This is a genomic window from Cellvibrio polysaccharolyticus, assembly GCF_015182315.1.
Lineage (GTDB): Bacteria > Pseudomonadota > Gammaproteobacteria > Pseudomonadales > Cellvibrionaceae > Cellvibrio > Cellvibrio polysaccharolyticus.
Genome location: NZ_PRDL01000001.1, coordinates 3,387,520 through 3,402,498 on the forward strand (window position 1 = coordinate 3,387,520; position 14,979 = coordinate 3,402,498).

General features: G+C 52.1%; 11 protein-coding genes. All 11 read right to left on the minus strand.

The window, feature by feature from the left end:
• Positions 1-244: 244 nt before the first annotated feature.
• On the minus strand, positions 245-2,953 hold the full coding sequence (secA, locus tag C4F51_RS14315; RefSeq protein WP_193910937.1) for a preprotein translocase subunit SecA: 2,709 nt from the start codon (positions 2,951-2,953) through the stop codon (positions 245-247).
• 113 nt (positions 2,954-3,066) lie between these two features.
• Positions 3,067-4,002, minus strand: coding sequence for a M23 family metallopeptidase (locus tag C4F51_RS14320; RefSeq protein WP_193910939.1), 936 nt, complete (start codon positions 4,000-4,002; stop codon positions 3,067-3,069).
• 311 nt (positions 4,003-4,313) lie between these two features.
• Positions 4,314-5,225 carry a UDP-3-O-acyl-N-acetylglucosamine deacetylase gene (gene lpxC, locus C4F51_RS14325; protein WP_193910941.1) on the minus strand — a complete coding sequence of 304 codons (912 nt, stop codon included), beginning with the start codon at positions 5,223-5,225 and terminating at the stop codon, positions 4,314-4,316.
• A gap of 298 nt (positions 5,226-5,523) precedes the next feature.
• Positions 5,524-6,687, minus strand: a complete 1,164-nt coding sequence (gene ftsZ, locus C4F51_RS14330) for a cell division protein FtsZ (protein ID WP_193910943.1) — start codon at positions 6,685-6,687, stop codon at positions 5,524-5,526.
• An 86-nt stretch (positions 6,688-6,773) separates the two neighbouring features.
• Positions 6,774-8,012 (minus strand): cell division protein FtsA, encoded by a 1,239-nt coding sequence (ftsA, locus tag C4F51_RS14335; protein ID WP_193910945.1) that lies wholly within the window; start codon positions 8,010-8,012, stop codon positions 6,774-6,776.
• Between the two features lie 54 nt (positions 8,013-8,066).
• Entirely contained in the window at positions 8,067-8,945 is an 879-nt protein-coding gene (locus tag C4F51_RS14340) for a cell division protein FtsQ/DivIB (protein WP_193910948.1), read from the minus strand.
• Position 8,946: 1 nt separating this feature from the next.
• Positions 8,947-9,888: a D-alanine--D-alanine ligase gene (locus tag C4F51_RS14345; protein ID WP_193910950.1), complete on the minus strand. Its 942-nt coding sequence runs from the start codon at positions 9,886-9,888 to the stop codon at positions 8,947-8,949.
• A 13-nt stretch (positions 9,889-9,901) separates the two neighbouring features.
• A complete protein-coding gene (murC, locus tag C4F51_RS14350) occupies positions 9,902-11,326 on the minus strand; it encodes a UDP-N-acetylmuramate--L-alanine ligase (RefSeq protein ID WP_193910952.1) in 1,425 nt (474 codons plus the stop codon).
• On the minus strand, positions 11,319-12,410 hold the full coding sequence (murG, locus tag C4F51_RS14355) for an undecaprenyldiphospho-muramoylpentapeptide beta-N-acetylglucosaminyltransferase (protein WP_193910954.1): 1,092 nt from the start codon (positions 12,408-12,410) through the stop codon (positions 11,319-11,321). Before murG ends, murC begins: the two co-directional genes overlap by 8 nt.
• A complete protein-coding gene (gene ftsW / locus C4F51_RS14360) occupies positions 12,407-13,606 on the minus strand; it encodes a putative lipid II flippase FtsW (RefSeq protein WP_407926934.1) in 1,200 nt (399 codons plus the stop codon). The genes murG and ftsW overlap by 4 nt, the downstream gene beginning before the upstream one ends.
• Positions 13,606-14,952, minus strand: coding sequence for a UDP-N-acetylmuramoyl-L-alanine--D-glutamate ligase (gene murD / locus C4F51_RS14365; RefSeq protein ID WP_193910956.1), 1,347 nt, complete (start codon positions 14,950-14,952; stop codon positions 13,606-13,608). Before murD ends, ftsW begins: the two co-directional genes overlap by 1 nt.
• Positions 14,953-14,979: the final 27 nt, after the last annotated feature.

Sequence of the window (14,979 nt, forward strand, 5' to 3'; positions counted from 1 at the left end):
TGGATTTCAAAATACTAACAACTGGCATTATGCGAGCTTGTTGCCAGGATCTTTGTTCCAAAACCGTCGAGTCAAGGACGACTCGACGGAGCTACATGGATGATGCACTCGCCACATCCCTGTGGCTCACCCTGCGGGCAGCTTCACTGTGCAAATTGGCAATCCTGCCAATTTGTCATGCGCTTTTGGAGCAAAGATACTGACAACAAGCGGACAAGAAAATACTCGTCCGATTAAAAGCAATTTATTCCAGCTGACCGTGGCAGGATTTATATTTTTTACCTGAGCCACACGGACAAGGATCGTTACGGCCTACTTTGCGACCTTCACGAACCACCGGTGTTTGGCCGGCAGGACGCTGAGCTTCTTCCGGTACATTGCTGGTCAAGTCAGCCGCCTGTTCGTGTTGCAACTGCATCTTCTGGCGCTGTTGCGCTTCGCGACGCTGCTGTTCCATCGCATCCATTTGCTCGCGGGTAATCGGTTCCACACGCGCCATTAAATGGGTGGTTTCGCGCTTCACGGTTTCGAGCATACGCTGGAACAACTCAAAGGCTTCGCGCTTGTATTCCTGCTTGGGGTTTTTCTGTGCATAAGAACGCAGGTTAATGCCCTGACGCAGATGATCCATATTGGCCAGCTGCTCTTTCCAGGCGTTATCCAATACCTGCAACATCACCTGCTTTTCAATTTCCAGCATGATGTCGCCCACGCGCTCACACTTGGCATCGTAAGCAACCTGAACTTCTGTGAGAATTTTTTCACGCAAGGTTTCTTCATGCAAACGGCTGTCTTCTTCCAGCCACTTGGCAATCGGTAACTGCAAGCCGTAATCCTGCTCAAGTTGCTTCTCAAGGCCCGGAATATTCCATTGGTCTTCGATGCTTTGTGGCGGGATAAATTCGCTGATGGTGTCTTGTACAACGTCAGCGCGCACCGCGGTGACTGTGTCACGGATATGCTCCGCATCCAGCAATTCGTTGCGCTGGCCATAAATAATTTGACGCTGGTCATTGGCCACATCGTCAAATTCCAGCAGTTGCTTACGAATATCAAAGTTACGGCCTTCCACTTTGCGCTGTGCTTTTTCAATCGCATTGTTCACCATGCGGTGCTCAATGGCTTCGCCTTTATCCATACCCAGCGCTTGCATGAAACCGCGCACGCGGTCAGATGCAAAAATACGCATCAGGTTATCTTCCAGCGACAGATAGAAACGGGTCAGACCCGGATCACCCTGACGACCGGCACGGCCACGCAGCTGGTTATCAATACGACGGGATTCGTGACGCTCGGTACCGATGATATGCAAACCGCCCGCTTCGAGCACTTGCTGGTGACGAACCTGCCAATCTTTTTTCAGCGCTTCCAGCTGTTCCGGAGTCGGGTTTTCCAGCTTGGCCGCTTCCGCTTCCCAGTTACCGCCGAGCACAATATCGGTACCACGACCGGCCATATTGGTGGCGATGGTTACCGTACCGGGACGACCCGCCTGGGCAATAATTTCCGCTTCCTGTTCGTGAAACTTGGCGTTAAGTACACGGTGAGGGATTTTAGCGGCCTCTAAACGGCGGGACATTTCTTCCGACGTTTCAATAGAAGCAGTACCCACCAGAATCGGTGCGTTTTTCGCCTGGTAGTTTTTAATATCTTCAACAATAGCGTTGTATTTTTCTTCTACCGTCAGGAATACCAGATCGTTCATATCGATCCGCTGCTTTGGACGGTTGGTCGGAATCACCACCACATCCAAACGGTAAATTTCACGGAATTCAAACGCTTCGGTATCTGCAGTACCGGTCATACCAGAGAGAATCGGGTACAGACGGAAATAATTCTGGAAGGTAGTGGATGCCAGTGTCTGGCTTTCGCTTTGAATAGGCACGCCTTCTTTGGCTTCCAGCGCCTGGTGCAGGCCTTCTGACAAACGGCGGCCCGCCATGGTACGGCCGGTGTGCTCATCAATCAGCACCACCTGATTATTTTGCACAATGTATTCAACATCGCGGTGGAACAGTGCGCGGGCACGCAACGCCGAATTGACGTGGTGTAGCAACGCCAGGTTATTAGGCGCATACAAACTTTGGTCAGCGGTGAGCAGATTGGCGCCAATCAGCAAGTCTTCAACATGCTGATGGCCTGATTCGGTCAGTTCAACCTGGCGGGTTTTTTCATCAACGGTGAAATCGCCTTCACCACCTTCCGGTTGCACGTTGAGCTTGCTCACCAGCACATGCATCAACTTATAGAGTTCGGAACTGTTTTCGGCAGCGCCCGAAATAACCAGCGGGGTGCGCGCTTCGTCAATCAGGATGGAATCCACTTCATCGATGATGGAGAAGTAAAGCGGACGCTGAACCTTGTCAGCCTTGCTCAGCGCCATATTATCGCGCAGGTAATCAAAGCCGTATTCGTTGTTGGTGCCGTAGGTGATATCCGATGCGTAAGCCTGACGCTTTAATTCCGCTGGCTGCATGGACTGGATAATACCCACGTTCATACCCAGGAATTCAAATACCGGGGTCATCCATTTGGCATCACGATTGGCCAGGTAATCGTTCACGGTAACCACGTGAACGCCTTTGCCGGTCAGTGCGTGCAAGTAAGCGGGCAAGGTAGATACCAGGGTTTTACCTTCACCGGTGCGCATTTCAGCAATGCGACCTTCGTGCAATGCCATGCCACCAATCAACTGCACATCGAAGTGACGCATCGCCATAACACGGCGGCTGGCCTCACGCACGGTGGCAAACGCCTCCGGCAACAGTTGATCGAGCGTCTCGCCCTTGGCCAGACGGTCACGAAATTCAACGGTTTTATTCTTTAACGCGGTGTCATCCAGTTTTTGCCATTCAGCTTCAAAACTATTAATACGCTGAACGACCTTGTTCATGCGCTTCAGCTCACGCTCGTTTTTCGAGCCAAACAACGCTTTTGCAATCGAACCAATCATGTGTATTACCGTAAATTTAAACTATCGGGTCGAGCGACCCACAATGACTCGCCAACATAGCTGGCAAGTAAACCGAAAGGTGCCTGGCAAAGCAAGCAGAAGGAAATGAAGATTTAACGACTGGCGCGATGGATATAGGTCGCGGGATCGATGGAGCGCCCGTGTTTGTACACTTCAAAGTGCACATGGGCTCCGGTAGAACGGCCGGTTGAACCAACCAGACCAATAATCTGGCCCTTCTTGACGACATCGCCAACCTTGACCAGATTTTCCTTGTTGTGCGCGTAACGGGTCACGTAGCCCGCGCCGTGATTGATCTCGACCATGTAACCGTAGGCACGGTCTTTACCGGCGCGGGTTACAACACCGGCAGCTACCGAAGTAATTTCAGTACCGGATTTGGCAGAAAAGTCGATGCCGCCGTGAAAGGCGCTTTTGCCTGTGAAGGGATCGGTGCGACGGCCATAACGCGAAGAAATCCAACCCTTGGCAACCGGACGACCGGCGACAAAGGTGTCGTCTTCAATTTTTTTGCTGGCTAATAAAGACTCGAGAACTTCCAGTTGTTGCTGGCGGTTTTCTATCTGACTGGAGAGTTGATCAACAACGGTGAGAATATCGGGCGGCGAGTAGTTTTCGTCGGCAAAGGCTGTTTCAGGGCCACCAACACCGGGGGTGCTGGAGAAATCAAACTCGCCTTCATCCAGTTGCGCCATATGGGTGAGGCGTTCACCCAGCGCATCGAGTCGTACCAGCCGACCTTGCAGCTCACCCATTTTTACAGTGAGGGCTGTCAGTTGGGCGCGGGTTTCCTTGCGGGTTTGTTCAACTTGTTGCTGTTGTTCTTCAAGCGCTTTTTCCCACGCCTGCAAGGACTCGGCATTGACGCGCTCTGCACCGCTGCCCGGCCCGGTCAGCCAGGCATAACCGATAGCACCCAGCGCGGCAGGCATACCCAGTAAACACACAGACAAGAGCGCGCGCGTCCACCCGCCAAGGGTAAAACTGCGTGACTGATTATGGCGTTTACTGACAATAATAATTTTCATGTAATGAGAAGATTCTTTTTTTCGGAACGGAACAAAAAATCCGATTCTATTAACCATTCATTATTGAGAATTAACCGTAATTCAAATTCTGTACCAACAACGAGGCAAGCATGCCTTTTTATCGTGTATGTATTGGTAAAACAGCAGGTTACGGTATTTTGTAACACCTGAAAGAACGTCTCCGGAAGCGGGAGGAATGTGCCAAAACAGGTATGGGGCGGGAATATCGCACAGAAAAGCAGACGTTTGCAACAAAAATTCAGGCGACCTGCCCTGCCGGGGAGCAGAGCTGATCACCTTGTCACATAAGATTACACAGCAAGCAAAGGTTTCATGTAGCGGATCGGCGCGGCATTGGCGTCTTCAAAAGTAACCACCTCCCACGCATCCGGATCTTCGATCAGCTTGCGCAAAGAGCGGTTATTGAGGCCGTGACCGGATTTGTGCGCTTTGAACTCACCAATCAGGCTGTTGCCCAGCAGATACAAATCGCCGATAGCGTCCAACACCTTGTGTTTGACGAACTCGTCTTCGTAACGAAGGCCATCCTCGTTAAGAATACGGTATTCGTCCACCACGATAGCGTTATCAACACTGCCGCCTTTCGCCAGACCTTTGGAACGCAGGTATTCAATTTCGTGCATAAAACCAAAGGTTCTTGCCCGGCTGACTTCCTTGACGAAAGACGTGCTGGAGAAATCGACCGAGGTTTTCAGCGTTTTGCCCTGAAATACCGGGTGGTCAAAATCAATGGAGAAGGTAACTTTGAAGCCCTCAAAGGGGAGAAAGCTGGCGACCTTGTCACCTTCTTCCAGAACTACCGGCTTTTTAACCCGAACAAATTTCTTCGGCGCCGACAACTCCTGAATACCTGCAGACTGGATCAAAAACACGAACGGGCCGGCACTGCCATCCATAATAGGTACTTCGCCAGAGCTGACTTCCACAATCGCGTTATCTATCCCCAAACCGGCAAACGCCGACATCAAATGCTCAATGGTTGAGACTTTGACATCGCCCTGCACCAGCGTGGTGGACAGTGTTGTTTCACCAACATTGTGGGCTTTGGCCTGAATTTCCACCGGAGGGTTCAGATCAACCCGTCGAAAAGTAATACCGGTATCTGCCGCCGCCGGAAGCAGCGTCAGATAAATTTTTTCACCGGTATGCAAGCCGACACCGGTAGCGCGGATAGCATTTCTCAGGGTTCGTTGTTTGATCATTCGTATAAAAGCTCTGTGGAAAAGCAGCTGGATAGATCATTAATATCAAGCCGGATTGAACAGACAACGCTTATAAAGAGGCTTGTACAACCCTCTTTTTATAGCGTTTCAAGTGCCGCCATAGTATCAATTTATGATGCTGTAAACCAGATTGCCACGCCATACCGGAATTTATCGCCTCAATAGCGACAGTCGATAACCCGATAAAGACACCACGATCAGCGGTAAGTGGTTATACCCATGCAGCAAGTATCCGCCTTGGTACAACACTGTCCCGCCAGATCGTGATTGGTGTAAATCAATCTGCCTGACGACGCAGGAAAGCCGGGATATCCAGATATTCGATATCTTTTTCAGCCATTGGCGCCAGTGCCTGGGCGTGAGCCGTATTGGCACGCAAATGTGCCGGACGGTCCAATGCACTGTAGTCAATCTGACCATTCGGGCGACGCGTGTTATCAACCACAACCTTGGTGGGTGCCGGGCGTGCAGCCTGAACCGGCACTATCGCACCCAGCCCGGTAGCAACCACGGTTACGCGCAACTCATTGGACATTTCCGGATCAATAACCGTACCTACCACCACGGTCGCTTCACCTGAGGCAAACTCTTCGATGATGGCGCCCACTTCAGAGTATTCACCCAACGACAAATCAATACCGGCGGTGATGTTAACCAGAATACCGCGAGCGCCCTGCAGATTAACGTCTTCAAGCAGCGGGCTGCGAATAGCCGCTTCGGCCGCTTCGCGCGCACGGTTGTCACCGCTGGCACGACCGGTGCCCATCATCGCCATGCCCATTTCAGACATCACAGTGCGCACGTCGGCGAAGTCCACGTTGATCATGCCCGGACGAATAATCAGATCGGCAATACCTTGTACCGCACCCAGTAATACATTGTTAGCCGCTTTGAAGGCATCCAGCAGGCTGGTGGTTTTGCCCAGTACCGCCAACAATTTTTCATTCGGGATGGTAATTAATGAATCTACATGTTCCTGCAGTTCACGAATACCGGCATCCGCGATCGCCATACGCTTGCGCCCTTCAAACGGGAAAGGCTTGGTCACTACCGCCACGGTAAGAATACCGAGATCACGGGCAACTTCGGCAACCACCGGCGCGCCGCCAGTACCTGTGCCGCCACCCATACCGGCAGCAATAAAGACCATGTCCGCACCGCGCAATACTTCGGCGATACGCTCACGATCTTCAATAGCGGCCTGACGACCCACTTCCGGGTTGGCGCCAGCGCCCAGACCTTTGGTCATGGTGTGGCCGAGCTGTAAAACGGTACGGGCATCGATGTCTTTCAATGCCTGGGCATCGGTGTTGGCGCAAATAAATTCTACGCCTTCAACACGGTTGGCAATCATGTGTTTGACCGCATTACCACCGCCGCCACCGACGCCAATAACTTTAATCACTGCGTTTTGCTGAATACTATCTACGAGTTCAAACATGGCCGTTTCCCCTTTTATCCCTTGCGAGAGTGTAACAATGAAATTGAAAGTAAAAATGCGATTGATCAGTCACTTTTTAAGCAATTTTAAAAATTACTTTGAAACAGTTTTTTGATGCGTGAAAAAAACGAACTCTGCTGCTCTTTATGATGCGTAACACTGCGCCCTCCCTCCTGATGCTGACGCATTGCGTACAACAACAAACCGACCCCGGTGGAGTAAATCGGATTGTTCACAATGTCTGTCAGACCACGAATATTTTGTGGGGCGCCCAAACGTACCGGCATATGGAAAATTTCTTCCGCGAGCTCCACCACACCTTCCATCTTCGAAGTACCGCCGGTAATAACAATACCGGCGGCGATCAGGTCTTCATATCCGCTGCGGCGCAGTTCTGACTGCACCAGCGTAAATAATTCGTCGTAACGTGGCTCAACCACTTCTGCCAATGCCTGGCGCGACAGGTCGCGCGCATCGCGGTCACCTACACCAGGTACCTTGATGGTTTCATCCGGGCTGGTCAGTTTGGCCAGCGCACAGGCGTAGCGAATTTTAATTTCTTCCGCATTCGGTGTCGGCGTGCGCAATGCCATGGCGATGTCATTGGTTACCTGATCACCGGCAATGGGAATAACGCTGGTGTGACGAATGGCGCCGTCTTTGAACACGGCGATGTCGGTGGTGCCACCACCAATATCCACCACACACACACCCAATTCTTTTTCGTCTTCCGTTAATACGGCATAGCTGGAGGCCAGTTGTTCAAGAATAATATCTTCCACCTCCAGCCCGCAGCGGCGAATACACTTCTCAATATTCTGTGCCGCATTCACCGCGCATGTTACCAGGTGCACCTTGGCTTCCAGACGAACACCGGACATGCCCAGCGGCTCTTTAACACCGTCCTGATCATCGATCAGAAATTCCTGCGGCAGAATGTGCAGGATTTTTTGATCAGCCGGGATGGCTACCGCCTGAGCGGCATCGATCACCCGCTCCAGATCCTGGGCAAATACTTCACGGTCTTTAATCGCCACAATACCGTGCGAGTTAAGGCTGCGAATATGGCTGCCAGCGATACCGGCGTAAACCGAGTGAATCTGGCAACCGGCCATCAACTCCGCTTCTTCGATAGCGCGCTGAATCGACAACACCGTCGATTCAATATTCACTACCACACCTTTTTTCAGGCCGGTCGAGCGGTGCGATCCGATTCCGACAATCTCAAGGCGGCCTTCCGGCGTAATAGCGCCAACAATAGCCACAATTTTGGATGTGCCTATATCCAGACCAACAATCATTTTGTTGTCATTAGCGCTTGCCATGGAATAACCTCGTTTCACAATTTCCTTACGTTACCGATAATGCTCACGGTTAACTTATGAAGATTTTATAAAGTGTGCGCCAGCTTCCGATTCGGGAATCCATTGCACTGCAATACCATTGGTATAACGCACATCTATCGATTTCACATCCAACCAGTAGCGGTGCAGGTGTTCGTCGTAGACGCTAATAAACCGCCGCATTTTTTCCATTACCTGATCGCGCCCGATAACCACTTCAATGTCATTTTTCAATGTCATCCGCCAGGCGCGCTTGTCATCACAACGCAGAGCCACCACTTCAAGCCCCCGCGTACGCAATAACCGTGATAAATCCTGATACTGCTGCATCAACAACCAGGCATCCGCTTCGGTGCCGTATAACCCGGGCAAGTCACCCAGCTGCCCGGTGGAATCAACCTGGATAATTTCTCCACGCTGATTCATAAAGCCGTTATCGCCCCAACGTGCGATGGGCTTTTGTTCAACAATCCGCACCAGCAAGGTGTCAGGCCAGCGGCGTCCCAGCGAGGCGTGTTCCACCCAGGGATCACTTTCCAACACCTGCTTCAAGCGCATCAAATCCAGTTGCAGAAAATCATCATCCAGCTCTGCACTGATCAGGTCACTGGTTCTTTGTTTGCTAACGTAGAGAAACTCTCCCTCTACCGTCACCCGCGTTAATGGTCGCTCAAGAAACGTCATTAACGGCCCGGCGGCAAAAAAAGCCCCAACCACCAACACAATCACAAACAAACTGCTGCCGATAATACGGGCATAACGAAAGCGATTGCCTTTTCCTTCCTGCCCGGACTCATTGCCCGAGCCGGATGGCATTACGTTGCGGTAACCGCGCTCGCGCCTAATGCGTTGCTCACCCCGGTCGTAGGGAGCAACCAGTGGCTCCCGTCTGGCAAATCTTTCGTCCTGGTCCACTTTATAAAGTGGCTTTTAAAATGGTTAATACCAGCTCATCAAATGACAGGCCATCTGCTTTGGCAGCCATTGGTACCAGACTATGACTGGTCATACCAGGAACGGTGTTAACTTCCAGCAAATAAAAATTTTGTTGTTGGTCCGCCATCACATCCAGACGCGCCCAGCCACGGCATCCAATAGCATTGAAGGCTTGCAGCACCAGATTTTTCAATTCTGTTTCTTTTGCCTCTGACAGACCGCAGGGAATTAAATAGCGGGTGTCATTGGCCAAATATTTCGCATCAAAATCGTAAAAGCGATGATCGGTTTCGAGGCGAATGGGTGGCAGCACCTTGCCATCCAGTACGGCCACGGTGTATTCAGCACCGATGATCAATTTTTCTGCCAGCACACTTTTATCGTATTGCGCAGCATTCCGGTAAGCCGCCGCCAAATCGTCAGCAGAGGACACTCTTGCCATACCGATGCTGGAACCTTCGTGAGCCGGCTTGACCATCAGGTCACCGCCCAAACGGTTTAACACCGTTTGCCAATCACTTTTTTCACTGAGCAGTTCAAAATCCGGCGTAGATAAATTCACACCGCGCCACAATTGTTTGCTGCGTAATTTATCCATGGCCAGCGCCGACGATTGCACGTCACTGCCGGTGTAAGGAATCTGCAAATACTCCAGTACTGCCTGAATGCGCCCGTCTTCACCGCCCGGGCCGTGCAAGGCAATAAATGCACGGTCAATACCGGCTGCCTGAATGTCGACAATCGCCGATTTGCCAGTATCCAGCATGACGTATTCCACACCGGCCGCTTGCAGCGCGTCAGCAACCGCCTGACCACTTTGCAGGGAAATTTCGCGCTCCGATGATTGACCACCGTACAGCACGCCAACGCGGCCCAATTGCTTTACCAGGGATGCATCCACCTGATGATTAATCACCGACATGCTCTTTTTAACCTCAACGCAATTCACGGCGCGACAACTCGGGAGACAAAGCCCCTACGTTGCCTGCGCCCTGGGTAATAACAATGTCACCGGCCTTGACCAGATCACGAATGATGGCCGGAACACCCTCGATAGTTTCAACAAAAACCGGTTCTATAACACCGCGTGCGCGAATGCTGCGGCACAGGTGGCGGCTGTCTGCTCCGGGAATAGGATCTTCACCGGCGCTGTAGACTTCCAGCATCACCAGCGCATCCACGGTGGTTAACACTTCAACAAAATCTTCATAGAGGTCACGGGTGCGGGTAAAACGATGCGGCTGATACACCATCACCAGACGGCGATCCGGCCAACCGTCGCGCACCGCTTTAATAACGGCGGCAACTTCACGCGGGTGATGGCCATAATCGTCCACCAACATCGCCGTGCCGTTATCAATCGGGAATTCGCCATACACCTGAAAGCGACGACCAACACCCTGGAATTGTTCAAGCCCTTCCTGAATAGCCGCATCGCTCAGGCCTTCGTCGGTTGCCACAGCAATCACCGCAGTTGCGTTAAGCACATTGTGAATGCCAGGAATATTCAGGCGGATCGACAATGGCTTGTCATTGCCCGGGCGTACCACGTCAAATTCGGATTGCAGTTTGTCCTGGCGGATGTTAATCGCCCGGAAATCACTTTCTTCATCAAAACCGTAGGTGAGAATCGGTCGGGAAACCGAAGGGATGATGTCACGCACCACGGCATCATCACGGCACAACACCGCCAAACCGTAAAATGGCAGGTTGTGAATAAAGTCGAGAAAAGTTTTTTTCAGCTTTGAAAAATCGCCGCCGTAGGTTTCCATGTGGTCAGCATCAATATTGGTAACCACAGTAACCATCGGCTGCAAGTGCAGAAAGGACGCATCGCTTTCATCAGCTTCGGCCACCAGGTAACGACTGTCACCGAGTTTGGCATTGCTGCCGGTGCTGTTCACCAGGCCACCGATGATAAAGGTCGGGTCCTGTTTTGCAGCGGCAAGTACCGAGGCCATCAAACTGGTGGTGGTGGTTTTACCATGGGTGCCGGCTACCGCAATACCATGGCGATAGCGCATCAATTCACCGAGCATTTCTGCACGACGCACGATAGGAATACGGCGCTCACGCGCACCAATCATTTCCGGATTGTCTTCGCGCACCGCACTGGAGTTTACAACCACATCGGTGCCAATTACGTTGGTATCCGCATGACCGATAAAAATACGAGCGCCCTTGCTCGCCAAACGCTCGGTAACGTTGCTCGCACGAATGTCGGAACCGGAGATTTCATAGCCTTGGTTCAACAACACTTCGGCAATACCGCTCATACCCGCGCCGCCAATACCAATAAAATGAATACGGCGAATACGGCGCATTTCCGGCACTTCGTAATGTTCCAGTGTTTTATCCATTAGCCACCTCCAGACAGCATGCGGAAACTTCAGCTGCTGCATCAGGACGGGCTAACTGCCGTGCCTTTTCTGCCATCGTCAACAACAACTCACGTTCAGATAATTCGTTGGTTAGTAACGCAGCCAGATCAGCTGCGGTTAATGCCCGTTGAGGAAAGGAGCGCGCTGCGCCCGCCTCAACCAGCACGTTTGCATTAAAAGTTTGGTGATCATCAATCGCTGTCGGCAACGGAATAAAAATAGCCGCGACACCGGCGGCCATGACTTCCGAAACCGTCAGGGCACCAGCACGGCAAATAATCAAATCGGCCCAGCCATAGGCTTGCGACATATCGCCAATAAAGGCATCTACTTTCGCCGTAACACCGACATCCTGGTAACGCTGACCGGTAGCTTGCCAATGCTTTTCGCCCGCCTGATGCCACACGTCGGGGCGCTGCGCTTCATCCAGCAAAGCGATTGCCTGAGGTATTAATTCATTAATTGCCAGGGCGCCCAGGCTGCCACCGAGAATCAATAATTTCAAGGGCTGTTTTTCGTTGTTGCGAGCCAGATAACGTATCGCCGGTGCTGGCAACGCAGCAATATCACTACGCACCGGATTACCCACCGTAATCGAGTTGCGCAAGCTAACCGGAAACGCAGTCAGTACCCGACGCGCCAATGGCGCCAACAAACGATTGGTCGTTCCCGGTACGGCATTTTGTTCGTGAATCAGCAACGGCTTGCCGGCCAACCGCGCAGCGATGCCACCCGGGCCGGAAGCAAAGCCGCCAAAACCGATAACGACATCCGGTTTTTCTTTTTTGATCAGGCGCAGCGCTTCCGCAATCGCACCGATGATCAAAAAGGGAGCTTTTAACAAGCCTTTGATACCGCGCCCACGCACACCTTCAACGCGTAGAAAAAATAACGGAATACCCGCTTCAGGCACTACGCGGGATTCAATGCCGCGTGCCGTGCCAAGCCAGATAACATCGGCACCCTGCTCACGTAATTCTCTGGCCACCGCCAGCGCAGGAAAAACATGCCCGCCGGTACCACCGGCCATCACCAGAACTTTGCTCACTGAAGGCGCACTCATGCCGGCACCTCCTGAACAGGAATTACCCGGCGCTGAATACGCGCTGCAGTTTCGGGCAATGGTGAAACCCGGGTATGCAATTCCCACCGGGCGCGCACCACAAAGCCCATCAATAAACAGTTGATCAACAAACTACTGCCGCCGTAACTGATGAACGGCAAGGTCAAACCTTTGGTTGGCAATAATCCGGAAGCGACACCGGCATTAATGAAAACCTGGATGGAAAAAAGAATGGCAATACCAAACGTAGCCAGTGCCGGAAACACCCGCCCCATGGCCAGATTCTGCCGCGACAGCAGAAAAATTCTCCAGATCAGGGCCGCGAATAACGCCAGCGTAACCACCGCACCCACCAGCCCGAATTCTTCAGCAATAATGGCGAAGATAAAATCGGTATGGGCTTCCGGCAGGAAGAATAATTTTTGCAAGCTGTTGCCCAGCCCCAAACCTACCCATTCACCACGGCCAAAACCAATCAGCGACTGGGTGAGCTGGTAACCGGAATTGAATTGATCCGCCCAGGGATCAAGAAAGGTAATCAACCGTTGCATACGGTAGGGGGAAAAAACAGCCACCGCCGCCAGCGACATAACACCGATGGCGATCAACAACAGGAAATGCCACAGCCGTACCCCGGCGATAAACATCATGGCAAATACGGTGCCGCACAAAACCACCGAGCTACCAAAGTCCGGCTCGAGCAACAACAGCACAACAAACAAACCTACAATCAACAACGGCTTGAGAAAGCCCTGCCAACCGAAATGCAACTCCTGATAGCGGCGCGCGAAAAAGCTGGCGAAAAATATCACCGCACAGACTTTGGCAATTTCCGATACCTGAATGGAAATAAAACCGAGGCTCAACCAACGCTGGCTACCATTAACCCGCTTGCCAATACCGGGGATCAATACAATCACCAGCAGCAATAATGTAAACAACAACAGGTAACCGCTGTAGCGCTGCCAGACGCTCATTGGCAAGCACATAACAAACAGCGCTACCATCATGCCCATCATCAAATAAATGCCATGGCGACGGGCAAAATACCAGGCGTCGTCATAATTGAGCGCAGCAAAAGCAATGGATGCCGAGGCGACCATGATCAGACCAATGGTCATCAAGGCAACCCACAGCGCGATCATCGCGCCATCAACGCGGGAACCGGCCAGTGGCATGGCATTGGGTGAGCGCATCATGACGTCAGCGCCTCCACCGCATTGCAAAATTGTTGTCCACGGTCAGCGTAGTTACGGAACATGTCGAGACTGGCGCAAGCTGGCGACAAGAGCACTGCATCACCGGGGCTTGCCAGGGCGAATGCCTGTTGCACCGCATCCTGCATGTCGGTTGCGAACGCGATAGCAACCTTGCCTTGCAGCGTGTCCGCCATTTTTTTTGCGTCGCGGCCAATCAATACCGCATGACTTACCGTATCGCGCACGGCCGGCACCAGATCATTAAACGCTGCACCTTTGCCATCGCCACCGGCTATCAATACCAGTGAGGCAGGTGAACGCGCCAGACCTTTCAATGCGGCAACAGTGGCACCCACGTTGGTGCCTTTGGAATCGTTGTAAAAATCAATGTCGTTTTTAGTGGCCACCCACTCGCAACGATGCGGCAAACCTTTGAAGGTTTTCAGGGTTTTCAGCATGGCATCCATCGGAATGCCGGCAGCTTGACCCAACGCCAGTGCAGCCAGGGCGTTATCCACGTTGTGGCCGCCCGCCAGTTTCAATGCGGAAACCGGTAACAGCGCCTGAAATTGCCAGGCCAACCAGGATTCGTTGTTTTGGTTGAGCACGCCGAAATGATGAAACTCAGCCGGACCACCAAAAGTGATCGGACGCGCATCGCGAGCCAACGGTGGCTGGGTCAGAATATCCTTGCGGTTATAAACAACCGTTTCAGCGCCCCAGTAAACTTTCAGTTTGGCAGCGTGGTAAGCACGCATATCCGCATAGCGATCAAGATGGTCTTCGCTGATATTAAGAATGGTGGCAACTTTGGCATTCACTTTGGTCACGGTTTCCAACTGAAAGCTGGATAACTCCATAACGTAAAGCTCAACCGCGTCATCCAGCAATTCCAGCGCCGGGGTACCGAGATTGCCGCCTACCGCAACGCGAATACCGGCGGTTTTTGCCATCTCACCGACCAGCGTAGTCACGGTACTTTTGGCATTGGAACCGGTGATGGCAATGACCGGCGCGCGGGCATCGCGCAAAAACAGTTCAATATCACCCACCACCGGAATACCGGCCGCGACCGCAGCTTGAATAGCCGGGTCGGCAATGGATAAACCCGGGCTGACAATAATTTCATCCGCCAGCAACAAGGTTTCTTTATTCAACGCACCGGTTTCGATAGCAACCTGCGGAAATTCCTGGCGAATTGCGTCCAGGTTGGGCGGATTGTCACGCGTGTCGAGGAAAATAAATGGCTGCTGCTGACGCGCCAGAAAGCGCGCCACCGACAAGCCGGTAATACCGGTGCCGATAATCGCTTTCAATTTGCTGGTCGCAATCAGTTGAGCCACGTGTTTGATCCTTGTTTTTTCAAAATC

Excerpts from the sequence above, each read along its gene's own strand:
- ftsW (WP_407926934.1), bottom strand. The coding sequence starts at position 13,606 with ATGCGCTCACCCAATGCCATGCCACTGGCCGGTTCCCGCGTTGATGGC.
- ftsA (WP_193910945.1), bottom strand. The coding sequence starts at position 8,012 with ATGGCAAGCGCTAATGACAACAAAATGATTGTTGGTCTGGATATAGGC.
- C4F51_RS14320 (WP_193910939.1), bottom strand. The coding sequence starts at position 4,002 with ATGAAAATTATTATTGTCAGTAAACGCCATAATCAGTCACGCAGTTTT.
- C4F51_RS14345 (WP_193910950.1), bottom strand. The coding sequence starts at position 9,888 with ATGTCGGTGATTAATCATCAGGTGGATGCATCCCTGGTAAAGCAATTG.
- murG (WP_193910954.1), bottom strand. The coding sequence starts at position 12,410 with ATGAGTGCGCCTTCAGTGAGCAAAGTTCTGGTGATGGCCGGTGGTACC.
- murC (WP_193910952.1), bottom strand. The coding sequence starts at position 11,326 with ATGGATAAAACACTGGAACATTACGAAGTGCCGGAAATGCGCCGTATT.
- lpxC (WP_193910941.1), bottom strand. The coding sequence starts at position 5,225 with ATGATCAAACAACGAACCCTGAGAAATGCTATCCGCGCTACCGGTGTC.
- secA (WP_193910937.1), bottom strand. The coding sequence starts at position 2,953 with ATGATTGGTTCGATTGCAAAAGCGTTGTTTGGCTCGAAAAACGAGCGT.
- ftsZ (WP_193910943.1), bottom strand. The coding sequence starts at position 6,687 with ATGTTTGAACTCGTAGATAGTATTCAGCAAAACGCAGTGATTAAAGTT.